This window comes from Caballeronia sp. GAWG1-1 (assembly GCF_023631465.1).
Classification (GTDB): domain Bacteria; phylum Pseudomonadota; class Gammaproteobacteria; order Burkholderiales; family Burkholderiaceae; genus Caballeronia.
In genome coordinates this window covers 181,874-206,729 of sequence record NZ_JALQDB010000011.1, presented here as the reverse complement: position 1 = coordinate 206,729, position 24,856 = coordinate 181,874, and the positions used below count along the sequence as shown (strand labels likewise).

Annotated in this window: 21 protein-coding genes and 1 tRNA gene; 9 read left to right on the top strand and 13 right to left on the bottom strand. The window is 61.9% G+C overall.

The genetic code is table 11. From position 1 onward, the window contains the following. Window positions 1-36: 36 nt before the first annotated feature. The 3 genes from clpX to tig form a co-directional block, all read right to left on the bottom strand. On the bottom strand, window positions 37-1,308 hold the full coding sequence (clpX, locus tag NCT03_RS07415) for an ATP-dependent Clp protease ATP-binding subunit ClpX (RefSeq protein ID WP_244827925.1): 1,272 nt from the start codon (window positions 1,306-1,308) through the stop codon (window positions 37-39). A gap of 180 nt (window positions 1,309-1,488) precedes the next feature. Continuing rightward, window positions 1,489-2,142 (bottom strand): ATP-dependent Clp endopeptidase proteolytic subunit ClpP, encoded by a 654-nt coding sequence (gene clpP, locus NCT03_RS07410; protein WP_244827926.1) that lies wholly within the window; start codon window positions 2,140-2,142, stop codon window positions 1,489-1,491. A gap of 139 nt (window positions 2,143-2,281) precedes the next feature. Further along, window positions 2,282-3,628: a trigger factor gene (gene tig / locus NCT03_RS07405; RefSeq protein WP_250492365.1), complete on the bottom strand. Its 1,347-nt coding sequence runs from the start codon at window positions 3,626-3,628 to the stop codon at window positions 2,282-2,284. A 557-nt stretch (window positions 3,629-4,185) separates the two neighbouring features. Between tig and NCT03_RS07400 the strand changes: the two genes are divergently transcribed. Beyond that, window positions 4,186-5,340, top strand: coding sequence for a glycerate kinase (locus NCT03_RS07400; protein ID WP_244827928.1), 1,155 nt, complete (start codon window positions 4,186-4,188; stop codon window positions 5,338-5,340). A 66-nt stretch (window positions 5,341-5,406) separates the two neighbouring features. Here the strand turns inward: NCT03_RS07400 and NCT03_RS07395 are convergent. Together NCT03_RS07395 and NCT03_RS07390 are read right to left on the bottom strand one after the other, a co-directional pair. Beyond that, a tRNA-Leu gene (locus tag NCT03_RS07395) sits at window positions 5,407-5,493 on the bottom strand. Window positions 5,494-5,872: 379 nt separating this feature from the next. Further along, window positions 5,873-6,259 carry a hypothetical protein gene (locus tag NCT03_RS07390; RefSeq protein ID WP_250464820.1) on the bottom strand — a complete coding sequence of 129 codons (387 nt, stop codon included), beginning with the start codon at window positions 6,257-6,259 and terminating at the stop codon, window positions 5,873-5,875. A gap of 238 nt (window positions 6,260-6,497) precedes the next feature. Here NCT03_RS07390 and NCT03_RS07385 point away from each other — a divergent pair, with 238 nt between their 5' ends. Further along, window positions 6,498-7,328 (top strand): squalene/phytoene synthase family protein, encoded by an 831-nt coding sequence (locus tag NCT03_RS07385; protein WP_250492364.1) that lies wholly within the window; start codon window positions 6,498-6,500, stop codon window positions 7,326-7,328. Between the two features lie 269 nt (window positions 7,329-7,597). Here the strand turns inward: NCT03_RS07385 and NCT03_RS07380 are convergent, their stop codons facing one another. Further along, window positions 7,598-8,587 (bottom strand): DUF1501 domain-containing protein, encoded by a 990-nt coding sequence (locus NCT03_RS07380; RefSeq protein WP_250492363.1) that lies wholly within the window; start codon window positions 8,585-8,587, stop codon window positions 7,598-7,600. A gap of 12 nt (window positions 8,588-8,599) precedes the next feature. Beyond that, window positions 8,600-8,959, bottom strand: a complete 360-nt coding sequence (locus NCT03_RS07375) for a hypothetical protein (RefSeq protein ID WP_250492362.1) — start codon at window positions 8,957-8,959, stop codon at window positions 8,600-8,602. A 269-nt stretch (window positions 8,960-9,228) separates the two neighbouring features. On the opposite strand from NCT03_RS07375, the gene ompR reads away from it, so the two are divergent. The 4 genes from ompR (at window position 9,229) to NCT03_RS07355 (ending at window position 12,759) form a co-directional block, all read left to right on the top strand. Continuing rightward, window positions 9,229-9,954 (top strand): osmolarity response regulator transcription factor OmpR, encoded by a 726-nt coding sequence (ompR, locus tag NCT03_RS07370; RefSeq protein WP_008349770.1) that lies wholly within the window; start codon window positions 9,229-9,231, stop codon window positions 9,952-9,954. 66 nt (window positions 9,955-10,020) lie between these two features. Continuing rightward, complete coding sequence (locus NCT03_RS07365) at window positions 10,021-11,385, top strand: ATP-binding protein (RefSeq protein WP_244827933.1); 1,365 nt, start codon at window positions 10,021-10,023, stop codon at window positions 11,383-11,385. A gap of 193 nt (window positions 11,386-11,578) precedes the next feature. Beyond that, a complete protein-coding gene (locus tag NCT03_RS07360; RefSeq protein ID WP_244827934.1) occupies window positions 11,579-12,127 on the top strand; it encodes a peroxiredoxin in 549 nt (182 codons plus the stop codon). Between the two features lie 107 nt (window positions 12,128-12,234). Then, window positions 12,235-12,759, top strand: a complete 525-nt coding sequence (locus tag NCT03_RS07355) for a carboxymuconolactone decarboxylase family protein (protein WP_250492361.1) — start codon at window positions 12,235-12,237, stop codon at window positions 12,757-12,759. Between the two features lie 33 nt (window positions 12,760-12,792). Here NCT03_RS07355 and ispF read toward each other — a convergent pair whose 3' ends face one another. Further along, entirely contained in the window at window positions 12,793-13,284 is a 492-nt protein-coding gene (gene ispF, locus NCT03_RS07350; RefSeq protein ID WP_244827936.1) for a 2-C-methyl-D-erythritol 2,4-cyclodiphosphate synthase, read from the bottom strand. A 38-nt stretch (window positions 13,285-13,322) separates the two neighbouring features. Next, entirely contained in the window at window positions 13,323-13,982 is a 660-nt protein-coding gene (ispD, locus tag NCT03_RS07345) for a 2-C-methyl-D-erythritol 4-phosphate cytidylyltransferase (protein WP_250492360.1), read from the bottom strand. 238 nt (window positions 13,983-14,220) lie between these two features. Here ispD and mfd point away from each other — a divergent pair, with 238 nt between their 5' ends. The 3 genes from mfd (at window position 14,221) to NCT03_RS07330 (ending at window position 20,150) form a co-directional block, all read left to right on the top strand. Then, window positions 14,221-17,697 (top strand): transcription-repair coupling factor, encoded by a 3,477-nt coding sequence (mfd, locus tag NCT03_RS07340; protein WP_244827937.1) that lies wholly within the window; start codon window positions 14,221-14,223, stop codon window positions 17,695-17,697. Window positions 17,698-17,898: 201 nt separating this feature from the next. Continuing rightward, entirely contained in the window at window positions 17,899-19,119 is a 1,221-nt protein-coding gene (gene argE, locus NCT03_RS07335; RefSeq protein ID WP_244827938.1) for an acetylornithine deacetylase, read from the top strand. A gap of 29 nt (window positions 19,120-19,148) precedes the next feature. Then, window positions 19,149-20,150, top strand: coding sequence for a threonine/serine dehydratase family protein (locus NCT03_RS07330; RefSeq protein WP_250492359.1), 1,002 nt, complete (start codon window positions 19,149-19,151; stop codon window positions 20,148-20,150). Window positions 20,151-20,323: 173 nt separating this feature from the next. Here NCT03_RS07330 and NCT03_RS07325 read toward each other — a convergent pair whose 3' ends face one another. From NCT03_RS07325 to NCT03_RS07310, 4 genes are all read right to left on the bottom strand, one after another. Further along, window positions 20,324-21,142, bottom strand: coding sequence for an ABC transporter permease subunit (locus tag NCT03_RS07325; protein ID WP_244828036.1), 819 nt, complete (start codon window positions 21,140-21,142; stop codon window positions 20,324-20,326). After that, the gene (locus tag NCT03_RS07320) at window positions 21,142-22,050 is read right to left on the bottom strand and encodes an ABC transporter permease subunit (protein WP_250464810.1); all 909 of its coding nucleotides are present in this window, start codon (window positions 22,048-22,050) and stop codon (window positions 21,142-21,144) included. The genes NCT03_RS07325 and NCT03_RS07320 overlap by 1 nt, the downstream gene beginning before the upstream one ends. Beyond that, window positions 22,047-23,222, bottom strand: coding sequence for an ABC transporter ATP-binding protein (locus NCT03_RS07315; RefSeq protein ID WP_244827941.1), 1,176 nt, complete (start codon window positions 23,220-23,222; stop codon window positions 22,047-22,049). The genes NCT03_RS07320 and NCT03_RS07315 overlap by 4 nt, the downstream gene beginning before the upstream one ends. A gap of 131 nt (window positions 23,223-23,353) precedes the next feature. Beyond that, the gene (locus NCT03_RS07310; RefSeq protein WP_250464805.1) at window positions 23,354-24,487 is read right to left on the bottom strand and encodes a polyamine ABC transporter substrate-binding protein; all 1,134 of its coding nucleotides are present in this window, start codon (window positions 24,485-24,487) and stop codon (window positions 23,354-23,356) included. Window positions 24,488-24,856 lie beyond the last annotated feature (369 nt).

Genomic DNA, 24,856 nt, shown 5'->3' with positions numbered 1-24,856 from the left:
TGCCATGAACGGCCTTTCGCCGGGACACAGCCTGCTTCAGTTCGACCCTGCTACTTTCGGTGCGTCTTCATAGATGAGCAACGGCTTGCCGTCGCCGTCGATCGTGTTGTCGTCGACGATCACCTTCGAAACGCCCTTCATGGTCGGCAGCTCGTACATGACATCGAGCAACGCTTGTTCCAAGATCGAACGCAACCCGCGCGCACCCGTCTTGCGACGAATGGCTTTTTGCGCGATGGCCTGCAGTGCCGCCGGACGAATCTCCAGTTCCACGCGTTCCATGGCAAAGAGCTTGTGATATTGCTTCACCAGCGCATTTTTCGGCTCGATCAGAATCTTCACGAGCGCGGCTTCGTCGAGCTTGCCGAGCGTGGCCACAACCGGCAAACGGCCGATCAGTTCGGGAATAAGACCGAACTTGATCAGATCTTCCGGTTCCACATCCCGCAGTACTTCGCCGGCATCGCGATCCTGCTTGCTTTTCACGCTCGCGCCAAAGCCAATGCCGGTTTTTTCCGTACGATCGGTAATGACTTTCTCGAGCCCGTCGAACGCGCCGCCGCAAACGAACAGGATGTTGGTCGTGTCGACCTGAATGAAGTCCTGGTTCGGATGCTTGCGCCCGCCTTGCGGCGGCACCGAAGCCATCGTGCCTTCGACAAGTTTCAGCAGCGCCTGCTGGACGCCCTCGCCCGACACGTCGCGCGTGATGGACGGGTTATCCGACTTGCGGCTGATCTTGTCGATTTCGTCGATATAAACAATTCCGCGCTGCGCCTTGTCGACTTCGTAATTGCAGTTCTGCAGCAGCTTCTGGATGATGTTCTCGACGTCTTCACCGACATAACCGGCTTCGGTCAGCGTGGTGGCGTCGGCAATGACGAACGGCACGTTCAGCATGCGTGCAAGCGTCTGCGCGAGCAGCGTCTTGCCGGAGCCGGTCGGCCCGATCAGCAAGATGTTGCTCTTCGACAGCTCGATCTCGTCTTTCTTGTCGAGGTGCTTGAGACGCTTGTAGTGGTTGTACACGGCCACGGCGAGAATTTTCTTCGCGCGTTCCTGGCCGATGACGTACTGATTAAGGATGTCGCTGATTTCCTGCGGGCTCGGCAGGTCGGACTTGGTCAGCCCCGCCTCTTCTGCCGCGCCGGCCGCTTCGTCGCGAATGATCTCGTTGCACAAGTCGATGCATTCATCGCAGATGAACACGGACGGCCCAGCGATGAGCTTCTTCACCTCATGCTGGCTCTTGCCGCAAAACGAGCAATACAGCAGCTTTTCGCTGCTGGAACCTTTTTTGTCCGCCATAAATGTGTGAGCCTCCGGACACTCTTGTTACATGATACGCCCTTCGATCCGGCCACGCAGTTTCGCCTGTGTGGCCCGTCCGAAGCGCGTTTTGGCGCGTTTCGCGTGACGCCGCATGCGCCACTCGCAACAGCCGGCTTCGTGTTTCGTGGAAGCCGGCGCGGCGTCGTTCCGGACGCCTTAAGGACGCTTATGCAAAACCTGGTCAACGATGCCGTACGCTTGCGCGTCATCGCCCGACATGAAGTTGTCGCGGTCGGTGTCGCGTGCAATGCGCTCGACCGGCTGACCCGTGTGATGCGACAGCAATTGGTTCAGACGCTCCTTCAAGTACAGGATTTCCCGCGCTTGAATTTCGATGTCCGACGCCTGACCACGCGCGCCGCCCAGCGGCTGGTGAATCATCACGCGCGCATTCGGCAACGCGACGCGTTTGCCCTTTGCGCCCGACGCCAGCAGGAACGCGCCCATGCTTGCGGCGAGCCCCATGCAAAGCGTGGTGACGTCGGGTTTGACGAATTGCATCGTATCGTAGATTGCCATGCCGGCTGAAACCGAACCGCCCGGGCTATTGATGTAGAGGCTGATGTCCTTGTCCGGATTTTCGCTCTCGAGAAACAGCAACTGCGCGACGACAAGATTCGCCGACTGATCATTGACTTCGCCGACGAGAAACACCACGCGCTCTTTCAGGAGGCGCGAATAGATGTCATAGGCACGCTCGCCGCGGCCGCTGGTTTCCACGACCATCGGAACGAGGCCGAGCGCCTGGGCTTCGAAGTCCCGCGATGCGTGGGACGCCAGTGTGTCGAGCAATTCAGCGCGAAAGGTCATGCAATTTCCTTGTTCGGAATAGGGATACTGATCGACGAAGGAGCATCCGGTAGAACGGCATGCGTACGCACAAACTTTAATGCAAAAAAGGCGTGAGGGCCGTCAGTCCGACGACCCGCACGCCCCCGGGCTCTACGCGTCAGGCTTGCGCCGTTGCGCTGGCCAGTTCCTCGAAGCTGACTTCCTTGTCGGTCACCTTGGCCTTGCCGAGAACGAAATCGACGACGTTGCTTTCAACGACGTACGCTTCCATTTCGGAAAGGCGCTGCTGATTCGAATAATACCAGCGGACGACTTCCTTCGGGTCTTCGTAGCTCTTGGCGAATTCGTCCACTTCCGCGCGGATCTGCTCGGGCTTGGCCTGCAGTTCGTTGGCCTTCACCAGTTCTGCGAGCACGAGGCCCAGCTTCACGCGACGCTCGGCTTGTTCAGCGAACATTTCGGCGGGGATCGGTGCGTCGGCAGCGTTCGGCACGCCACGTTGTTGCAGATCCTGGCGCGCCATTTCGACGAGACGTTCCTGGTCCTGTTCGATCAGCGCCTTCGGCACGTCGAGTTCGGAAATCTTGAGCAACGCGTCCATGACCTGATTCTTCACGATCTGCTGCGTGCGGCGCTTTGCTTCGCGCTCGAGGTTGTCCTTGATCTCGCCGCGCATTTTCGTGAGATCGCCGTCTTCGATACCGAGCGACTTCGCGAATGCCGCGTCGATTTCCGGCAGATGCGGCCACTCGATCTTTTTCACGGTGACGGCGAACTGCGCGGTCTTGCCGGCGACGTCCTTGCCGTGATAGTCCTCGGGGAACGTAAGGTCGAACTCGCGCGTTTCGCCGACCTTCAGGCCGGTCGCTGCTTGTTCGAATTCCGGCAACATGCGGCCTTCGCCCAAGACGAACGCGAAGTCTTCCGCGCTGCCACCTTCGAACGGCACGCCGTCGAGCTTGCCGATGAAGTCCAGCGTGACGCGGTCGCCTTCCTTGGCCGCCGTGTCCGCGCCGCCGTCGCCATGCTCGCCGCCTTCGCCGCGCGCGTGGAAGTGCACGCGCTGCTTGCGAAGGATGTCGAGCGTACGGTCGACTTCGGCTTCGGAAATGGTCGTGACGGTGCGTTCGATTTCAGCGGTGGCGACGTCGCCGAGCTTCACTTCGGGATAGACCTCGAAGGTCGCGTCGAATGCGTAGTCTTCCGCAGCGGCTTCGACCTTCGGCGCAAAGCTCGGCTGGCCCGCGACGCGCAGGTTTTCGGTGCGCGTGACGTCGAAGAATTCCTTGCCGACCTTGTCGCTCAGCACTTCGGCTTCGACCTGACCGCCGTATTGCTGCGTGACCATCTTGAGCGGCACCTTGCCCGGGCGGAAGCCCGGCATGCGCACGGTCTTGGCCAACTGGCGGATGCGCGAGTCCACTTCCTTCTGCACGGTGTCTTTCGGCAGCGAGATGGTGACGCGGCGTTCGAGCTTGCCGAGGTTTTCAACTACGTTAGCCATGGCTTCAATCGTCCTAGAGTATTCGGGTGTTCGGTGTTCGGTTCTTCCGCGGTTCTGGTTGCGCGGGTCCGGATGAGTTCTGCATGAGCCGCGCCGGGTGCGATGTCGGGCTTCGAAAACGCGCCGCCATGTCGAGACAAGGGAGCGCATCTCGCGACCGCCAGATGTTCGCCAACGCCGAGTCAGCCGGCAGAGCCAAGTATTCTAGCAAACAAATCGCGCGGCCTCTGACCACGAAACCCGCTTGGCCCGTTTCGAGCGATTTGCACGGTTTTTCAGCGCAATTCCACTCGAAATACACATTTTGAGTCCATCGGCGCGACACTGCGATGGCGGTTATCGCACCTTCGCTATTTTGCTGCGGGCGGAGCGCTGATAAGCTTGCCGGCGCGTGATTCACGAGAAGCGAAAGGAGCGCGCATTGCGTTGCGCGCTCGATTACCTCAACGCATGAAGCGCATGCGCCATACGCATGGCGACGCGCGATGCAATGCGCATACATCGGGCTTCGCTTCGGCTTTTCAACGTCCACTCACACAGAAAATATTCGAGACACCATGCCTAACGTCACGTCTGCCACGTCTGCCCCTGTCGTCGTCATCGCGCCCGATTCGTTCAAGGGTTCGCTTTCCGCCGAGGGCGTTGCCAACGCCATTGCAGAGGGCATTTTGCGCGCGCGTCCGGATGCCGAAATACGCATTCATCCAATGGCCGATGGCGGCGAAGGCACGCTCGACGCCATGCTCTCCGCAGGCGGCGAACGACGTCTGCTCAACGTGCGCGGCGCGGCTTCGGCCCGGCGCGACGCGGCGACCGGATTGCTGGCGGATGGCGGCGCGATCATCGAGACGGCCGAAGTAGTCGGCATCACGGACCCGGACGGCATGGCGACGCCCGTCACGGAGCGCAGCACGCTTGGCATGGGCGAGGCGATTCGCGCCCTGCTCGATTCGGGCGCGCGCACGTTCTACGTTGCGCTGGGCGGCAGCAGCACGAACGACGGCGGCGCGGGTCTGCTCGTCGGGCTCGGCTTGAAGCTTTTCGATGCGAACGGGCGCGAACTCGAGCCGGTGCCGTCGGCGTTGGCGAAGATCGCGCGTATCGATGCGTCGGGGCTCGATCCGCGCGTGAAGGAAGCGGAGTTCATCGGCATGTCGGACGTCGATAATCCGCTCACCGGCGAGCACGGCGCGACCGCGATCTTCGGTCCGCAGAAGGGGGTGACGCCGGAGCAAGTGGCGACCATTGATGCCGCCCTCGCGCATTTCGCGGATCAACTCGAACCGGCGATGGGAATCGTCAAGCGCGACGAGCCGGGCGCGGGCGCGGCGGGTGGTCTGGGTTTCGCGCTGCATATGCTGGGCGCGCGCTTCGAAACCGGCGCCGAAGTGGTTGCGCGCGAGATCGGACTGGATGCGGCACTCGAGGGCGCTGACTGGCTGATCACCGGCGAAGGCCGGTCGGACGTGCAGACGCTGCACGGCAAGGCGCCGTTCATCGCCTGCAAGCACGCGCGGGACGCAGGCGTGCCGGCGACGCTTTTGTCGGGCGCGGTGGATTCGGCGGCGCTGCCGCGTCTGTCGGAGTTTTTCAGCGGATGCTTTTCGCCCGCGCCCGGCCCGATCACGCTCGATGTCGCGATTCGCGACGCCGCGCGCTTGCTGGCGAACGAAGCGGAGCAGTTGACGCGGTTGAGGTTTGGAGCGAAGTGAAGGGTCGGTGCTTGCGGAATGGCAAGCGCCAACAAAAAACCCCTTTCAGAAACAAAGGGGTTTGTTTGGTGCGAGGAGCGGGACTCGAACCCGCACACCATTGCTGGCGTCAGGACCTAAACCTGGTGCGTCTACCAATTTCGCCATCCTCGCAGCACGACTTCGAGCGGGGTTTCGTTTTGCCGCGCAACCTTGGTTGCGTGGCGCCGCAAAGCGCCCGGCGCTGTTTCGCCGTGTTCGACACCGGTCCAGTGTGTCGAGCCCGAGATTCTAACGCATTCGTCTGGTGATGTCTGGGAAAATCCGTGACAGCTTTCTGGGAGCGTGATTTCGGCTCAGGGAAGGCATTGAATCTTCAGGAATCCTCGACGTCGATTGTTGCCACGTTCGAGGATAGTCGCGTCTGTTGTGAGCCACCCGACAGCGAACGATTCACGGCTCACGCATCCGTTCACGGTTCAAAGCGTCTCCTCCGGCGCGGCTCGTCAAATTGCGACGCGCGATCGAGTGCAAGAAGCCGCAGCGTGCATCGTCAGACAGACACGCCGCCCAACTCCACCATGACCACTTCGCCTTTGGCCTGCGAGCGTCCGGCGAAATCGATACCCGATTGCCCCATCAGCTTCCTGATCTCGTCAGGCATCCTTTCGCTTGCTTGCGCTGCCGCAATCGGCCTGTCGATATGCGACAGAAACTGCCGCACGCTAGATGGCGGCAGGAACACGAAAACGTTCAGCGGATAAGACAGCTTTGCATCGCTGGCGCGGTTGGCCGTGATGTGCAGTCCCATGGTCGGCGAGACGTGCATCTGACGCGGACACACTCGAAAATCGAAGCCGAAATCGCTTGCCACGCTTCTCAGGAGAAACGGCAGGCATCTGTCTCCAAACTGCTTGTTCTCGGTCTTGCTGAGGGCCATGGCAGCCTCCGGTGCGCGCACGGTTCGTTCACGAGCGCCCAGTGTTGCGCGGCGCGAAAACGGCGTCGGTGGGTCGGCGCACATCCGCGTCGATCACCGTGCATCGGGAAGACGTTCGCCGCGCCTGGCAGCGGAGCCTTTCGCGGGCGGATAAAATAGACGTCGCGTCACGTTCATGCGTCAGAACAATCAAAGCCGGACGCCCCGCCCCACTTGGCCTACCCCACAAGCTCAGTTCGTGAATTTCGACGATTATTGCCAGAAAAAAGCCGCGCCCGAAGGCTCGGGCACTTACTACGCGCTCCGTCGCGCGCCCACGGCGCGTCAGCCGCTTTTAAGCGCGCTCTATGCGTTGCGGCGCGAACTCGAAGAGACCGTGAAGGAAACGAGCGACCCGACCATCGGGCGGACCAAGCACGCGTGGTGGCAAAACGAACTAGGCAAGCTCGATGCCGGTGAACCCACGCATCCCGTGACGAAAGCCTTGCTGGCGCACGCACCGTCCGCGGCGCAACCCGTGCTAGAAGATGCGGGCCGCGCGCTGATCGATGGCTTCGGCATGGATCTCGATCAGGCGCGCTATCTGGACTGGCCAGGACTGCGTCGCTATCTGGAGCAGACTGGCGGCGCGTTCGGAACGGCGGTCGCGCGTGCGACCGCGCGCGATCCGGCGCAGGCCGCGTCGTGGGCGCCGCCGCTCGGCTCGGCGCTCTTGCTGGCCGAGCGCGTGCAGGAGATCGGCGACGACGCGCGACATGGACGCATCTACGTTCCTATCGACGAACTGCAGCGCTTCGGCGTGACGGCGGCGGACATCATCAATCGCAAATACAGCGATAGCTTCACGGAACTGATGCGCTTCCAGACCGAACGCGCCCGACGTGCGCTTGAAGATGCGCTTGCCGCAATACCGCCGGCCGAGCGTTCATCGCAACGTGTTTTGCGCTCGCAGGCGGCGCTGTCGCTTGCGCTGCTCGACGAGATCGAGCGCGAGGGTTTTCAGGTGCTGCATCAGCGGATAGCGCTAACGCCAATTCGGAAGCTCTGGATTACCTGGCGGACGCGATAGGTGCGTGGACAGCGCCTTTCATTGCTGTTGATTCTTCGGCGCGTCGATTGGACGCGGGGCGCAACGGGCTGACGCCCTCACCGCGATTCGAAGGCGCTCGTGAATACCGCTTCCGCCATTCGTGTCTGCAAACGGCCAATGCACGCGAATAAACCGCAGCGCTTGCGCAGCAGGCCCAATGCGGCTAGCGATCGGGTCGAACGCGTGAGCGGCGGCTCTTCAATGGCGCGAGCCGGAAACGGAAGACCGCTAGAACGAAGCAATAACGTCTACGCACGAATCAATGGCAGCGCGTCCGAAGACGGCCCCAGGCTCGCCACCGAATCAAGCTCCGCGCACGCGCTCAGAACCGTCGCATAAACCCGCCTGAAGTCGATGCCGACGCTCACGCCGCCATCGACGTCCAAGTCATCCAAACGCGGCGCTGCCCCATACAGCCCGCCGCTTACGCTTCCACCCAACACAAACTGCGGTGCGGCCGCGCCATGATCGGTGCCTCGCGCATCGTTTTCACGAGCGGAGCGCCCGAAATCCGAATGACTCATCACGAGCGTGCCGCGCCAGTCGCCCGACGCGATCAACGCGCGTCGCAACGAAGCGAGCCCGTCCGCAAGCTGCGCCAACACACGCGCGTGCTTGGCCGCCTGATGCTCATGCGTATCGAACCCCGGCAGCGTAAGACGCACGAGCGCGACCTTGTCACGTTCAGCGCGCCCGACGATGAAACGCGACGCCGCATCGCATGAAGCGGCAAACGAAGCGCGTGCCTGCCCGATCCATTCGACCGCGCGGCTGGCATTTGCGAAAGGCCCCGCCTCCGCCGTGCCAACGACGCTCGCACGCGTTGCGTCCGAACGCGCAAGCCAGCCATCGCGGCGATATTCGGCGGCGCTCGAAGCCGTATCCCAGATTTCGCGGGAGCGAAAATGCGAGCGGCTGGAGCTCGCATACCCCACGCCCTGGACGATGGCGAATTCGCGCGCTTCCCAAGCCGGCATCAACGCGAGCAAGGAAGGATGCAGCCCGGTTTGCTCATTCAGATGCAAGACATGCTCGCGCGGGATCGCAAGCGTCGGCCTGAGCGCGCGATAGCGATCATCGTTAAGCGGGATGACCGTGTTGAGGCCGTCATTGCCGCCGCTGAGTTCGACGAGCACGAACGTCTTGATCGAACGTCGCGCACGCGCCGTGGCGAATCCGTCCGCGCTCGCGCCACCTGCAAGCGCGCCGGCAATCTGCATGAAGCGGCGTCGGTTCATCGCGGCTCGCGCTCAACGCTTGTAGAGATCGCGCACGGCCTCTTCGATATGTTGACGCAAGAGGCGCCGCTCATCGGCGGTCATGACGGTATGGCGCGGAGGACGCGCGGGCGGTGCCTGATCGACCTGCTGAACAGGCTGCATCGTGGCGGCTTTGGTGTCGCGGTCGGGAAAATTGCCGTTCTTGGACGAGCGCTGCTGCGCGCGAATCATACGGCCGTCGAAGCGATTCGGCCGGGTGTCGGACGTGGTGTCGAAAGCGGTTGAGGGACGCGCGAAGCCCGGCGTCTGGGCGAAAACATGGTGCGTGCTCAGGATGGCGCAGAGCGCGCTGGCGAGAAGCGTTAGCTTGAAGATGCGCTCGACGCGCACGGGTCCGCGTTGCCGCGCTCCCAACATGTTTTTCCCTTCGTTGCTCGACAACCGGACAGCCTCATTCTTTAGCGCACGTCTCAAAAGGCTTGGTCCGGCCAAATGACGCGCTGGTCTAATGGAGTATCTACCGAATGGCGGGCTTAGGTAAGGGAGTGTACGCATAGAACCTTTTGGGCGTGCCACAGTCGCCGTAAATTTTGTAACGGACTGTTACACTCGCTTTTGTTACAAACTCGACGATTGAACAAACGCGCTAAGATGCCGCCATGGAAACCAAGAACCCATCCAAAATTCTCGTCGTCGACGACGACCCGCGCCTGCGCGATTTGCTGCGCCGTTATCTGGGCGAGCAAGGCTTCAACGTGTATGTCGCGGAAAACGCGCCGTCGATGAACAAACTCTGGGTGCGCGAGCGCTTCGATCTGCTCGTGCTCGACCTCATGCTGCCCGGCGAAGACGGTCTTTCCATCTGCCGCCGCCTGCGCGGCAGCAACGACCGCACGCCGATCATCATGTTGACGGCCAAGGGCGAGGACGTGGACCGCATCGTCGGTCTGGAAATGGGCGCGGACGACTACTTGCCGAAGCCGTTCAATCCGCGCGAGCTCGTCGCGCGCATTCACGCGGTGCTGCGCCGCCAGACGCCGTCGGAGTTGCCGGGCGCGCCGTCCGAAACCACCGAGGTATTCGAGTTCGGTGAATTCGCGCTGAATCTCGCCACGCGCACGCTTACCAAGAACGGCCAGGAAATTCCGCTGACCACGGGCGAATTCTCGGTGCTGAAGGTGTTTGCACGGCATCCGCGTCAGCCGCTCTCGCGCGAAAAGCTGATGGAACTCGCGCGCGGCCGTGAATACGAAGTGTTCGACCGCAGTCTCGACGTACAGATTTCCCGCCTGCGCAAGCTGATCGAGCCGGACCCGAGCAGCCCGCGTTTCATCCAAACGGTGTGGGGCCTGGGCTACGTGTTCATTCCCGACGGCGCGGCCTGATGCCTCATGCTTTGACGCGAGTCCGCCACGCTTTTTTTCCTCCATCGAGCCGAACCCGATAGACCCATGCGCATCGACAGGCGGCTACTGGCGCTTGCGTTCGGCGGCCTGTTCTGGCGAACCTTCGCGCTGATCGCGCTGCTCATCGCGGTCAGTCTCACGGCATGGTTCCAGAGCTTTCGAGTGATCGAGCGGGAGCCGCGCGCGCAGCGCGTGGCGCTTCAGCTCGTCGCCGTGGTCAAGCTCACGCGCACGGCCCTGCTCTATTCCGATCCCGATCTTCGTCGCGCGCTCCTGCAGGACCTGGAGAGCAACGAAGGCGTGCGCGTGTATCCGCGCGAGACCACCGACAAATATCGCCTGCAGCCGGATGAATCGCTCAACCGTCTGATCGAGCGCGACGTGCGCGGACGCCTTGGCAACGACACGATCATCGCGCAATCCGTGAACGAGATTCCCGGCGTGTGGATCAGCTTCAAGATCGACGACGACGACTATTGGGTCGCGCTCGACCGCGATCAACTGGATACCGTCACCGGTCTGCAATGGGCCGGCTGGGGCGTTTTCGCGCTCGCGCTGTCGCTCTTCGGCGCGGCGTTTATCACGAGTCTCGTGAACCGGCCGTTCGCGCGACTGGCGCTCGCCGCGCGCAAGGTCGGTTCGGGACAATCGCCCGAGCCCTTGCCGGAGCGCGGCATGGGCGTCGCCGCGGAAACCAATCGAAGCTTCAACCAGATGGTGCAAGACCTCGAACAGCTCGAAGCGGACCGCGCGTTGATGCTCGCGGGCATTTCGCACGATCTGCGCACGCCGCTCGCGCGTTTGCGGCTCGAAACCGAAATGAGCCCTTCGGACGAAGCCACCAAGCTCGCGATGATCGACGACATCGAACAGATGGACATGATCATCGGGCGCTTCCTCGACTACGCGCGGCCGATGCAGCGCATGCCCGAGGCCGTCGATCTCTCGATGATCGCGAGCGAACTCGTCGCGCGCTTCCAGGCCGACGAAGGCGTCGTGATGCGCACCGACCTCGCGCCCGGCGCGGTGATCGAAGGCGACCCGACGGATGCGCGCCGCGTGGTCGGCAATCTGCTCGAAAACGCGCGCAAGTACGGGCGAAGCGAGCAGGACGACATCGCGCGGATCACCGTGCTTACGCGCGTCACGCACGGCAAGGTCGAACTCTCGGTGATGGACGAAGGCCGCGGCATCCCCGACGATCAGGTCGCGCTCATCACACGGCCCTTCTATCGTGTCGACGCCGCGCGCACGCAAGCGAACGGCACGGGTCTCGGCATGGCGATCGTGCAGCGGCTCGTCTCGCGTCAGCGCGGCACGTTGCGCCTGCGCAATCGCACGCCGCTTGCGGGCTTCGAAGTCACCATCGATTTCCCGGTGATGAAGGGCGCGCGTTTCGATGGCGTCTGACACTCCCGTGTTTCCCGGAAATTCGTCAAAAACTATTTGAAGTTATAGTCAAATACTATTGCTTCGATTTAGTGATACGCTTAATATGGATTTGTGCAGCGCGATGACATGACGATTGTTTTCATGTCCGCGTTACGAAGATTCAGTAGCCTCATTTTGCGTTTGTCCTTTCAACGAACACAGGAGTCACTGCATGAAGACCGTTGGCGATAAAGTCGAAGCATTCACCGTCACCGCTGCCAAGCCGGGTTTCAATCACCACGAAGAAAACGGCCAGTCGGCATTCGAAGAAATCACCGAGCAGTCGTTTCCGGGCAAGTGGAAAATCATCTACTTCTACCCGAAGGACTTCACGTTCGTCTGCCCGACTGAAATCGTCGAGTTCGGCAAGCTGGCGAAGGACTTCGAAGACCGCGACGCCATTTTGCTCGGCGGCAGCGTCGACAACGAGTTTGTCAAGCTCGCATGGCGTCGGGAGCACAAGGACCTGAACAAGCTGAACCACTACTCGTTCGGCGACGTGAAGGGCGAACTCATCGACCAGCTCGGCGTGCGCGACAAGGAAGCCGGCGTGGCGCTGCGCGCGACGTTCATCGTCGATCCCGACAACGTCATTCAGCACGTCTCGGTCAATAACCTGAACGTCGGACGCAATCCGGAAGAAGTGCTGCGTATTCTCGACGGCCTGCAAACGGACGAACTCTGCCCGTGCAATCGCGCGGTCGGCGGCTCGACGCTCTGATCGCACGAGCCTTTAAGCGCCTGAGGCAACGCCCGTAGCCCGCCCTCTTTCGAGCGCCCGCTTGGAAGCCGGCGGGCTTTATTGACGCCATCGAATAAGGAGAACGCATGGAATTCCTGTCATCGATCAAGGAGCTGGTGCCGGACTACGCGAAAGACATTCGCCTGAATGTCGACGGGACGATCGCCCGTTCGTCGCTGGAAGGCAACGACGCGGTCGGCGTCGCGCTCGCCGCCGCGTATGCCGCGAAGGCGACGAAGATCGTGAATATCATCCGCGAGTCGGGTGTCATGGCGCCGGAAGAAGTCAATGCCTCGCTCACGGCGTCCGCGCTGATGGGCATGAACAACGTCTGGTATCCGTACCTGGAGATGGCCGACAACGCCGATCTCAAGACGCAGCCGGCTGGACTGCGCATGAACGCGTATGCATCGCACGGCGGCGTCGACAAGCGGCGCTTCGAGATGTACGCGCTCGCGGCGTCGATCATCGGCAAGTGTCACTTCTGCGTGAAGTCGCACTACCAGAATCTCGTCACCGAAGGCATGTCGACGACCCAGTTGCGCGATGTCGGGCGCATCGCGGCCGTGATCAACGCGGTGGCGCTCGCCATCGAGGCCGAGGCGAAGTAAGCCCTTGACGCCACGCGCGCGTGGCGTTCGATTTCAACTATCGATCGACGTGCGCCGCAACAGCACCGCGGCCTGCGCCTCGATACCTTCCTTGCGGCCGAGATAGCCGAGCTTTTCGTTGGTCTTCGCTTTCACGTTGACACGATCGACGGCCAAGTCCAAGTCTTCCGCGATATTCGCGCGCATCGCCTCGATGTGCGGCGCGAGCTTCGGCGCCTGCGCGATGATCGTGCTGTCGATATTGGCGATGGCGAAACCCGCTTCCGACACGCGCTTGAACGCTTCGCGCAGCAGCACGCGGCTGTCGGCGCCGGCGAATTCCGTTGCGGTATCCGGAAAGTGCCGGCCGATATCGCCGAGCGATGCCGCGCCGAAGAGCGCGTCGGTGATGGCGTGCAGCAGCACGTCCGCGTCCGAATGGCCGAGCAGGCCGCGTTCGTAGGGAATCGTCACGCCGCCGATGATGAGCGGGCGGCCCTCGACGAGCTGATGTACGTCGTATCCCTGTCCGATTCTGAAATCCATCGATGCAACCTTGCTGTAGAAAGTGTGTGTCGGAGCCGTCAGGCCTTCGTGGCGAGCATCGCGCCCGCGAGCGCGAAGTCTTCCGGATAGGTCACCTTGAAGTTGCGCAGGCTGCCCTGAACTAATCGCGGCGAGTGGCCGAACCATTCGATTGCGCTCGCTTCGTCCGTGAGATCGTGACCGTCGTGACGCGCACGTTCGATCGCTTCGCGCAACATGCCGAGGCGGAACATCTGCGGCGTTTGCGCCTGCCAGAGCCCGTCGCGCGATTCCGTGCGGGCGACGCGCGGGTGGTCATCCGCTGCATCGGGCATGCTCGGTGCGACCCGTTTCAGCGTATCCGCGACCGGCAATGCGAGAATGCCGCCCACGGCGTCGTGACGCAGGGCGCCGACGAGCTTGCGAATCAGTTCCGGCGTGATGCCGGGACGCGCGGCGTCGTGGACGAGCACCCAGTCGTCGTCGCGTGCGCCGAAATCGGCCAGCGCGACGAGACCGTTATACACCGATGCCTGTCGTGAAGCCCCGCCACAGCGCTGCACCGCGAAGCGCAGGCCGGCAAAGCGGCGCGCATCGAAGTGATGATCGTCGGGAGCGAGTACGACGAGGGTCTGCGAGAATTCGGAACACGCGTCGAAGGCGGATAACGTGTAACCAAGCATCGGGCGGCCCGCGACGGTCTGATATTGCTTCGGCATGGGTGCGCCAGAGCGGCTGCCGTTGCCGGCGCACGGAATCAGCGCGAACAGGCGCGAGGTAGTGGCGGGTGAAATCGTTGGCGCAGTAGACGGCGCATTTGACGAATTTGCAGTCGTAGTCACGGGCAGATCACTGAGCCAGGTCAAAGTGGAGCCCGGATTTTATAATAGGTCTTTAGCGACCACGTCCGGCGCGTCCTCGAAGAGGGCGAAAGAGCCGACGGTTAATTGCATATATATGTCCTCGAAAGCCGTCAACGCGCAGTCCAGTTCTCCCATCCCGCTCGTGAAGGCGGGTCAGCGCTTTGTCTTCGACGGCGCGCCCGGTTCATCCGATGCCCTCGCCATCGCGCGTTATTACACGGCTAATCGCGAGTCCGTGCGGCTCTTGACGGTGCTCTGCGCAAGCGCGGTCGATGCGCAACGCCTCGCAACCGAAATCCCCTACTTCGCGCCGGATGCCCGCGTGCGTCTCTTGCCGGACTGGGAAACGCTGCCGTACGACACGTTCTCGCCGCATCAAGACCTCGTGTCCGAGCGTCTCGCGACGCTGCACGATCTCGGCGAAGGACGTTGCGACATCCTGCTCGTGCCGGCGACCACGGCGCTTTATCGCATGCCGCCCGCGTCGTTTCTCGCGGCTTACACGTTTTCATTTACGCAGGGCGAGCGCCTCGACGAAAGCAAGCTCAAGGCGCAGTTGACGCTCGCGGGTTACGAGCACGTGAGTCAGGTCGTGCGTCCCGGCGAATATTGCGTGCGCGGCTCGCTGATCGACCTTTATCCAATGGGCTCGCCGCTGCCGTATCGCCTCGACTTGTTCGACGATCAGGTCGATTCCATCCGCGCCTTCGATCCCGACACGCAACGCAGCCTGTATCCCGTGCGCGACGTGCGCCTCTTGCCGGGCCGCGAATTTCCGTTCGACGAAGCCGCGCGCACCGCGTTTCGCAGCCGCTGGCGCGAAGTGTTCGAGGGCGATCCGAGCCGCTCGCAGATTTACAAGGACATCGGCAGCGGCGTGCCGTCGGCGGGCATCGAATATTACTTGCCGCTCTTCTTTGACGACACCGCAACCCTCTTTCACTATCTGCCGGAGAACTCGCAACTCGCGTTCGTCGGCGACATGGACGCCGCGATCAAACGCTTCACGGCCGACACGAAGCAGCGCTACAACTTTCTTTCGCATGATCGCGAGCGGCCTTTGCTCGAACCGCGCCGCCTCTTTCTCAGCGACGACGACTTTTTCACGTTCGCCAAGCCATTCGCGCAACTGAAGTTCCCGGCGTCGCCCGAAGGCGGCTGGGCCGTGCCGCTGCCAGGGCTTGCTATCGACCGCCACGCGGACGAACCGTTGCTCGCGCTGCGCCATTATCTGGAGCAGACCGAAAACCGCGTGATGCTGGTCGCGGAATCGGCGGGACGGCGCGAAGCCATCCAGCAATTGCTCGTCGATAACGGCTTGCGCGGCGAACTGCGCGACACGTTCCAGGAATGGCTCGGCGCGGATGCCAAATTCACGCTCGGCATAGCGCCGCTCGCGAACGGTTTTTCGTTGCCGGAAGCGAAGCTGTCTATCGTCACCGAGACCGAGCTCTACGGGCCGCTCGCGCGCCGCGCAGGACGCCGCCGCCAGGAACAGGCGAGCAATGTCGATTCGATGGTGCGCGATCTCGCCGAATTGAAAATCGGCGATCCGGTGGTGCACGCGCAGCATGGCATCGGCCGATACATGGGTCTCGTGTCCATGGACCTCGGCGAAGGCGAAACCGAATTTCTGCACCTCGAATACCAGAACGACGCCAAGCTCTACGTGCCCGTCGCGCTGTTGCATGTGATCTCGCGCTATAGCGGCGCCGATCCCGAAAGCGCCCCGCTCCACACGCTCGGTTCGGGCCAATGGGAAAAAGCCAAACGCAAGGCCGCGCAGCAGATTCGCGATACCGCAGCCGAACTGCTCAACCTCTACGCCCGCCGCGCCGCGCGCGAAGGTTACGCGTTCAAGCTCGATCCACGCGACTACGTGAAGTTCGCCGAGAGCTTCGGCTTCGAGGAAACGCCCGACCAGGGCGCCGCGATTGCCGCGGTGATCGGCGACATGACGAGCGGCAAGCCGATGGATCGGCTCGTGTGCGGCGATGTCGGCTTCGGCAAGACGGAAGTGGCCTTGCGCGCGGCGTTCATCGCGGTGATGGCGGGCAAGCAAGTGGCGATTCTTTCCCCCACCACGCTGCTCGCCGAACAGCATACGCAGACCTTCACCGACCGCTTTTCCGACTGGCCCGTGCGGATTGCTGAACTGTCTCGCTTCAAGAGTTCGAAGGAAGTCACGCAGTCTATCGCGCAGATCAACGAAGGCAGTGTGGATATCGTCATCGGCACGCACAAGCTGTTGTCGTCGGATGTGAAGTTCAAGCGGCTCGGGCTCGTGATCATCGACGAGGAACATCGCTTCGGTGTGCGGCAGAAGGAAGCGCTCAAGGCGTTGCGTGCGGAAGTGGATGTACTCACGCTCACCGCGACGCCCATTCCACGCACGCTCGGCATGGCGCTCGAAGGCCTGCGCGACTTCTCCGTGATCGCGACCGCGCCGCAGAAGCGCCTTGCCATCAAGACCTTCGTGCGGCGCGAGGAAGACGGCGTCATTCGCGAAGCCATGCTGCGCGAGCTGAAACGCGGCGGGCAAGTCTACTTCCTGCATAACGAAGTGGAAACCATCGAGAATCGCCGTTCCATGCTCGAAGCACTCGTGCCCGAAGCGCGCATTGCCGTGGCGCACGGCCAGATGCACGAGCGCGAACTCGAACGCGTGATGCGCGATTTCGTCGGCCAGCGCGCGAACGTGCTGCTGTGCACGACCATCATCGAAACGGGTATCGACGTGCCGAGCGCGAACACCATCATCATGCATCGCTCGGACAAGTTCGGACTCGCGCAGCTGCACCAATTGCGCGGGCGTGTCGGGCGTTCGCACCATCAGGCTTATGCGTATCTGCTCGTGCACGACCCGCAGTCGCTGACCAAGCAGGCGCAGCGCCGGCTCGAAGCCATTCAGCAGATGGAGGAACTCGGCTCGGGCTTCTATCTGGCCATGCACGACCTCGAGATTCGCGGCACGGGCGAAGTGCTCGGCGACAAGCAATCGGGCGAGATTCACGAGATCGGTTTTCAGCTTTACACCGACATGCTCAACGACGCCGTGCGCGCACTGAAGGAAGGCCGCGAGCCGGATCTCAACGCGCCGCTCGCCGCCACGACCGAGATCAATCTGCACGCACCGGCCATCTTGCCCGCCGACTATTGCGCGGACGTACAAGAGCGTCTTTCGCTCTACAAGCGGCTTGCGAACTGCGAATCGAGCGATGCCATCGACGGCATTCTCGAAGAGCTCGTCGACCGCTTCGGCAAGTTGCCGCCGCAAGCGCATGCGCTCGTGGAGACGCATCGGTTGCGGCTTGCGGCGAAGCCGCTCGGTATCTCGAAGATCGACGCCAACGAGAGTTCCATCGGCTTGCAGTTCGTGCCGAATCCGCCTGTCGATGCCATGAAGATCATCGAGATGGTGCAGAAGAACAAGCACATCAAGCTCGCGGGACAGGACAAGTTGCGCATCGAAACGCGCAGCCCCGATCTCGCGGTGCGCATTGCCACGGTGAAGGAAACGTTGCGCGCGCTCGGCGCGCCGGTGCGGCAGTCGGCGGCCGTGGCGCGTTAGGTTCATCCGGCGTGTTGGTATCGACGGGAGGCACGGCGCGCGCATCGACCGGAAGAAGGATCAAGCGCCGCGCCCGACGCACCCCGTCATGCCGCTCTTTGAAAGGCAGTGGCGGGAGCCATGCCGCAGCGCATATATTGACCGGAAGGTCAGCAAGCGTGGTTTCGGCTATGATCGGCTTCTACCCCGCAGGAGCGAAAAATGTCCCAAATCGCCGCTGAGGCGCAACAAGCCACGACCTCCGCCACGCCTCAATCCTTGCCTTGGATCGAACGTCTCGTTTCCTTCGATACAGTCAGCCGCAATCCCAACCTCGGCCTCATCGAAACCGTGCGCGACGAACTGCGCAAGGCGGGTGTCGAAGCCAGCATCACGACCGATTCACGCGGCCAGTGGGCCAATCTCTTCGCCACGGTGCCCGCGCACGACGGTCAGACAAACGGCGGCATCGTGCTGTCGGGACACACCGACGTGGTGCCGGTCGACGGTCAAAATTGGAAAAGCGATCCTTTCAAGCCCGAAATCCGCGATGGTCTGCTCTACGGTCGCGGCACCTGCGACATGAAGGGGTTCATCGGCGCGGCGCTCACAATGCTGCCGAAGATGCAGGCGACAAAGCTCGCCAAGCCGATCCACTTCGCGCTTTCGTTCGATGAAGAAGTAGGCTGCGCGGGCGCGCCGCTCATGATCGCCGACTTGCAAAAGCGCGGCGTCAATCCGGATGGCTGTATCGTCGGCGAACCGACTTCCATGCGCCCGGTCATCGCGCACAAGGGCATCAACGCGTTCCGCTGCTGCGTGCGTGGCTTTGCGGCGCATTCGTCGCTTACGCCGAAGGGGCTGAATTCGATCGAGTACGCCGCGCGCCTCATCTGCTTCATTCGCGACGTCGCCGATGAATTCCGCGCCAAGGGCCCGTTCGACGAGTTCTACGACGTACCCTTCACCACCGCGCAGACGAGCACGATCAAGGGCGGCAACGCGCTCAACACCGTGCCCGCGGAATGCACTTTCGACTTCGAATTCCGCAACTTGCCGACCATCGACCCGGACCCTATCTTCAAGCGCATCGAAGCGTTCGCGCGCGACACGCTCTTGCCGAAAATGCAGAAGGAGCACGAGAACGCGGCCATCGAATTTTCGAAGATCGCCGCCGCGCCCGGACTCGACGCCACCGAGCAGGCCGCCATCACGCAACTCGTGCGCGCGCTCACCGAGAATCAGGAGAAGCGCAAGGTCGCTTACGGCACCGAAGCGGGACTTTTCGCGATTGCGGGCGTGCCGAGCATCGTGTGCGGACCGGGCAACATCGAACAGGCGCACAAGGCGAACGAATACGTGTCGCTCGACCAACTCGTCGCTTGCGAAGCGTTTCTCGGCAAATTCATCCATAGCATGTCGGTCGAAGCACAGGCGCGCTAGTCATCGACCGTCGTACGATCCATCGAGCCATGTCCACAGCAACGCATTCCGACCATACGATCGACGGCACGCCCATTCCGACCCTCGACGAGATCGCCGAGCAGCATATGGCGCTCACGCCCTGGGTAGCGCGCACGCCGATCTTCGAGCGGCACGATTTTCCGACGCTCGAAGGCACACCCGTCACGTTCAAGTTCGAGCTGCTGCAGGCAAGCGGCACGTTCAAGGCGCGTGGCGCGTTCTCGAACATCCTCGCGCTCACCGACAGCGAACGCGCGGCAGGCGTGACGTGCGTGTCGGCGGGCAATCATGCGGTCGCGGTGGCTTACGCGGCGCAGCGCATGGAAGTGGGCGCGAAGGTGGTCATCACGAAGAACGCCAGTCCGACGCGCATCGCGCTTTGCCGGCGCTTCGGCGCGGAAGTCGTGCTGGCGGAAAATGTGATCGAGGCCTTCGAGATCGTGCGGCGCATCGAGGCCGAGGAAGGACGCTTCTTCGTGCATCCGTTCAATGGTTATCGAACGGTGCTGGGCACGGCGACGCTCGGTTACGAGTGGACGTCGCAGGCGCCGGATCTCGATGCGGTCATCCTGCCAATCGGCGGTGGCGGGCTGTCCGCCGGCGTTTCGACCGCCATGCGTCTCGCCAACCCTTCGCTGCATGTCTATGGCGTGGAACCGGAAGGCGCGGATGCGATGAGCCGCAGCTTCGCCGCCAATCACACGATCAAGCTGAGTTCCCTGCACAGCATCGCCGATTCATTGATGGCGCCGCATACCGAACAATACAGCTATGAACTGTGCAGGCGACATATCGACGAGATCGTCACCGTATCGGACGACGCGTTGCGGCACGGCATGCGGCAGTTGTTCAACGAACTGAAGCTGGCTGTGGAACCGGCGTGCGCGGCGGCGACCGCTGCGCTGCTCGGACCGTTGCGCGAGCGGCTGCAAGGCAAGCGCGTGGGCGTGTTGCTGTGCGGAGCCAACACGGACCCGGCGACGTTCGCGACGCATTTGGCGAGTACATGAGTGCCATTGCAGGCGCTGCGTGGAACCGAAGCATCTGGCAATTGCTCGATGCTCACAGTGACATCGTAGGTAAAAGGCGGCTTGAAGCGGCGCTTGCCGTGTTCAGGCGAACACGCGGAAAAGCGCGGCTCTCGCGGTTCCTCGTCAACGAGAGCAGACTAACGCGCCTGCGTTCACAGCACCTCGGCCAGCCTTCTGCGCTCATTGCGTTGCATGAAGTAATTCGCGGCGATCACCCCGACCGTCACCAGCGCGATGAACAACGTCGCGAGCGCATTCATCTCCGGATTCAGCCCCAGCCGCACGCGCGAAAACACGACGAGTGGCAGCGTGGTCGATCCCGGTCCCGACAGAAACGCGGAAAGCACGAGATCGTCGATCGACAAGGTGAACGACAGCAGCCAACCCGCCACGAGCGCCTGCGATATCAGCGGCAGCGTGATCGCGAAGAACACGCGCAGCGGTGTCGCGCCGAGATCGAGCGCGGCCTCTTCCAGCGACGGATTCAGCTCCCGCACGCGTGACTCCACGATGATCGCCACATACGAGATGCACAGCATCACGTGGCCAATCCAGATGGTGAAGAGCCCGCGCCCCGCCGGCCAGCCGATCAGCTTGGCCATCTCCACGAAAAGCAGCAGCAACGAGATGCCCTGAATGACCTCGGGAATCACGAGCGGCGCGTTGATCATGCCCGTGTAGAGCGTGAAGCCGCGAAAGCGGCCCATGCGCGCGAGCACGAACCCCGCCCACGTGCCGATCACGACCGACGCGCACGCCGTCAGAAACGCGATGCGCAACGACAGCCATGCCGCCGCGATAAGCTCGTCGTCGTACCAGAGCGCCTTGTACCAGCGCAGCGAAAACTCCGTCCACACGGTGACGAGCTGCGACTCGTTGAACGAATAAACGATCAGACTGAGGATGGGGATATACAGAAACGCGAACCCGATTCCGAGCGCGGTGATCTGCAGCGGACGGCTCGGCTTGATCATCGTTTCTCCTCCAGTTGCTTCGCCTGGAAGTGCTGGAAAAGCGCCATCGGCACGAGCAGGAGGAGCACCATCGCGCAGGTGACTGAGGATGCCATCGGCCAGTCGGCGTTATCGAAGAACTCGTTCCACATGACGCGGCCGATCATCAAGGTATCCGCGCCGCCGAGCAACTCGGGAATGACGTATTCGCCCACCGCCGGAATGAACACGAGCAGACATCCGGCGATAATCCCGTTCTTCGACAGCGGCAAGGTAATCTGCAGGAACGCCTTCCAGGGCTTGGCGCCGAGATCGTAAGCGGCTTCGAGCAAGGTGAGATCCATCTTCACGAGATGCGCGTAAAGCGGCATGACGAGAAACGGCAAGTACGAATACACCATGCCGATATAAACCGCGACATTCGTGTGATAAAGCTCGATTGGCGAATGGATGAGGCCGATCGACATCAGGAAGTTGTTGAGCAAGCCGTTGTTCTTGAGAATGCCGATCCACGCGTAGACGCGTATCAGGAACGACGTCCAGAACGGCAGCATGACGGCCATCATCAGCAGATTGCGCGAGGCCGGATTCGCCCGCGCGATGTAATACGCCATCGGATAGCCGATCACGAGGCACAGCAAGGTCGAAACCGCCGCGACCAGCAGCGAATTCATGTAGGTCGCGAAGTACAGGCTGTCGGTGACGAGAAACGCGTAGTGCGAGAAATCGAGCGCGATATTCAGCACGCCCTCTTTCAACGCCACGATATCCGTGTACGGGGGAATGCCGAGCTGGCTGTCCGCGAAGCTGATCTTCACGACGAGCAGGAACGGCACGAAAAATAGCAGCAACAGCCACAGGAACGGCCCGGCGATGACCGCGGTGCGGCCGCTCACGCCCATGCGGTCGAGCAGTTTCATCATCATGCCGTCAGCACCACGCCCGCCGACGCGCTCCAGCGCACGTAGACTTCATCGTCGAAAGTGGGGGAATCGATTTCGCCGAGCGCGAGGCTCGATACGTTCGCGACCACCGTCTTGCCGCTTTCGAGCGTCACGTGATAGAGCGTGTAGCCGCCCATGTAAGCGATATTCGTCACATGCCCGCGGCCCCAGTTGAACGCGCCCTCGGGCGGCTTTCTCATGAGCGCGATACGTTCCGGGCGCACCGAGATGGTCACCGGCATGCCGAGCGGCCCGGTAATGCCGTGGTTCACATAGAGCCTGACCGGCAGTTCCGGCGACTCCACGAAGATATGGTCTGGCTCGTCCTCGACCACGTTGCCGTCGAAGAGATTGGTCGAACCGATGAACTGCGCCGAGAAGCGGCTGTTCGGATACTCGTAGACCTCGTGCGGCGTGCCGATCTGCACGATACGCCCTTCGCTCATCACGGCGAGGCGCCCGGCCATGGTCATCGCCTCTTCCTGATCGTGCGTGACCATGATGCAGGTGACGCCCACCTGATCGAGGATGTTGACGAGTTCCATCTGCGTGCGCTGGCGAATCTGCTTGTCGAGCGCGGACATGGGTTCGTCGAGCAAGAGCAGCTTGGGACGCTTGACGAGGCTGCGCGCGAGCGCCACGCGCTGCTGCTGGCCGCCCGACAACTGATGCGGCTTGCGCTTCGCATACTGGCCCATCTGCACGAGTTCGAGCGCGGCTTGCACGCGCTCCTTGAGTTCGCCACCGCGCACACCTTCCTGCTTCAAACCGAATGCGACGTTCGATTCCACGCTCATGTGCGGAAAGAGCGCGTAGGACTGAAACATCATGTTCACCGGCCGGCGATACGGCGGCATCTGCGCGAGGTCTTCGCCTTCGATCAGAATCTGCCCTTCGGTGACGGTCTCGAGCCCGGCGAGCATGCGCAACAGCGTGGACTTGCCGCAGCCGGAACTACCGAGCAGCGCAAACAGTTCGCCCTTCGCAACCGACAGGTCGACGCCCCTCACGGCCACCGTCTCGCCGAACTTTTTCACGACGCCGACGACCTGCACGAAGTTGTCGTCCGACACGAGTCCGGTGGACGGAAAATTGTCCGGCGCTTGTCTGCCGGAATTAGGCGCTGCCTTCAACGCGCTCGACTGCTCACTCATGATTGCCTGTTCGACTCCCGCAACTTGTCCTTCATCGATGACTTCGTCTGCCCGGCTACGCGACGATCACGAACAAAGCCCCCGGAGGTCCAGGGGCTTCGTCGGTTCAAAGCATAACCCGCTTTTGCTAACTAGCGGCCGGATTTGAGTTCGGTCCACAAGCGCGTCTGCAGACGCTGGATTTCGGGCGGCAACGGCTTGAGCAGGAACAGCGTCTTGATGACATCCTGCGGCGGATAGACAGCCGGATCGTTCGCCACGTCCTTGTCGACGTACTTGCGCGCTTCGAGGTTCGCGCTCGGGTAATACACCGCATTCGTGATCGCGGCATGCACCTGCGGCGTCTCGATGTAGTTGATCCACTCGTGCGCGGCGTCCTTGTTCTTCGCGTCCTTCGGAATGGCCATCACGTCGAACCACACCGGCGCGCCGCCCTTCGGAATGTAGTACTCGATCTTGTAAGCCTTCTTCGCGTCCACGGCGCGATGCTTGGCAATGACGACATCGCCCGACCAGCCGTAGGTGAAGCACACGTCGCCGCCCACCAGGTCGTTGATATAGCCCGACGAGTTGAATTGCGTGATGTACGGGCGAATCTTCTTGAGCATCGCGAGCGCCTCGCGATAATCGGCGGGATTCGTGCTCATCGGGTCCTTTCCGATGTAATGCAGCGCGGCGGCGAACATCTGGTCGGGCGCATCCAGCACGGACACGCCGCACGCCTTCAGCTTCGAAATGTTCTCGGGCTTGAAGAGAATGTCCCAGTTATTGAGTTCGACGTTCGCGCCGAGTATCTTCTTTACCTTGTCGACGTTATAGCCGAGGCCGGTCGTGCCGTACGCCCAGGGCACCGTGTACTTGTTGCCGGGGTCCGCGCCTTCCACGAGCTTCATCAGTTCGGGATCGAGATACTTGAGGTTCGGCAGCTTGGACTTGTCGAGCGGCGCGAAAATGTTTGCCGCGATCTGCTTGCCCGCGTAGTTGCTCGTCGGCACGACGATGTCATAGCCCGAATTGCCCGTCAGCAGTTTGGCCTGCAACGTGTCGTCGCTGTCGTAGTTGTCGTACTTCACCTTGACGCCGGTTTGCTTGGTGAAGTTGGGGATCGTGTCCTTGGCGATGTAATCCGACCAGTTGTACACGTTGAGCTGCGTGTCTTTCGCCGATGCCGTGAGGGACATCAGCGGCAACAGCGTCGCCGCGCACGCCAGCGCGCCCGCGAATTTGGCCAGCTTGGCCACGGGGGCCGCCAGTTTCTCGTTCATCTCGTTTCTCCCTTGTTCCGACTGTCGACGGCGTCGTGTCGGGCCCGGCTCTCAAGGAACGGCCCGCGAACCCATAAAAACCCGAAAACTACCATTAAACCGAAGCACGACAAAAATAATGTCCGGCTTGTCGCGCGAATCTCACGTGCGTCGAGGGCAGCCGCCTGGTCATAAGGCCTGCCCGTGCCACGGTTCATTGATCTGCTGTACCGAAAGTGCGCGCATTTTAGCGTCTAATGACGCCATGCGACACCTGATAAAACCACACTCGTCAAAGGGAACCACGCCGCGAAAGCATCGCGAAATGTCATTATCGATGGAAGGGACTTGAGGCATCCGGGTGCGACCGTCGCTCGTAAAGACAGAAGA

Excerpts from the sequence above, each read along its gene's own strand:
- NCT03_RS07400 (WP_244827928.1), top strand. The coding sequence starts at position 4,186 with ATGCCTAACGTCACGTCTGCCACGTCTGCCCCTGTCGTCGTCATCGCG.
- clpP (WP_244827926.1), bottom strand. The coding sequence starts at position 2,142 with ATGACCTTTCGCGCTGAATTGCTCGACACACTGGCGTCCCACGCATCG.
- argE (WP_244827938.1), top strand. The coding sequence starts at position 17,899 with ATGTCCCAAATCGCCGCTGAGGCGCAACAAGCCACGACCTCCGCCACG.
- ispD (WP_250492360.1), bottom strand. The coding sequence starts at position 13,982 with ATGCCGAAGCAATATCAGACCGTCGCGGGCCGCCCGATGCTTGGTTAC.
- tig (WP_250492365.1), bottom strand. The coding sequence starts at position 3,628 with ATGGCTAACGTAGTTGAAAACCTCGGCAAGCTCGAACGCCGCGTCACC.
- ompR (WP_008349770.1), top strand. The coding sequence starts at position 9,229 with ATGGAAACCAAGAACCCATCCAAAATTCTCGTCGTCGACGACGACCCG.
- NCT03_RS07315 (WP_244827941.1), bottom strand. The coding sequence starts at position 23,222 with ATGAGTGAGCAGTCGAGCGCGTTGAAGGCAGCGCCTAATTCCGGCAGA.
- NCT03_RS07380 (WP_250492363.1), bottom strand. The coding sequence starts at position 8,587 with ATGAACCGACGCCGCTTCATGCAGATTGCCGGCGCGCTTGCAGGTGGC.
- NCT03_RS07390 (WP_250464820.1), bottom strand. The coding sequence starts at position 6,259 with ATGGCCCTCAGCAAGACCGAGAACAAGCAGTTTGGAGACAGATGCCTG.
- NCT03_RS07310 (WP_250464805.1), bottom strand. The coding sequence starts at position 24,487 with ATGAACGAGAAACTGGCGGCCCCCGTGGCCAAGCTGGCCAAATTCGCG.
- ispF (WP_244827936.1), bottom strand. The coding sequence starts at position 13,284 with ATGGATTTCAGAATCGGACAGGGATACGACGTACATCAGCTCGTCGAG.
- NCT03_RS07365 (WP_244827933.1), top strand. The coding sequence starts at position 10,021 with ATGCGCATCGACAGGCGGCTACTGGCGCTTGCGTTCGGCGGCCTGTTC.
- NCT03_RS07360 (WP_244827934.1), top strand. The coding sequence starts at position 11,579 with ATGAAGACCGTTGGCGATAAAGTCGAAGCATTCACCGTCACCGCTGCC.
- clpX (WP_244827925.1), bottom strand. The coding sequence starts at position 1,308 with ATGGCGGACAAAAAAGGTTCCAGCAGCGAAAAGCTGCTGTATTGCTCG.
- NCT03_RS07320 (WP_250464810.1), bottom strand. The coding sequence starts at position 22,050 with ATGATGATGAAACTGCTCGACCGCATGGGCGTGAGCGGCCGCACCGCG.
- mfd (WP_244827937.1), top strand. The coding sequence starts at position 14,221 with ATGTCCTCGAAAGCCGTCAACGCGCAGTCCAGTTCTCCCATCCCGCTC.
- NCT03_RS07330 (WP_250492359.1), top strand. The coding sequence starts at position 19,149 with ATGTCCACAGCAACGCATTCCGACCATACGATCGACGGCACGCCCATT.
- NCT03_RS07355 (WP_250492361.1), top strand. The coding sequence starts at position 12,235 with ATGGAATTCCTGTCATCGATCAAGGAGCTGGTGCCGGACTACGCGAAA.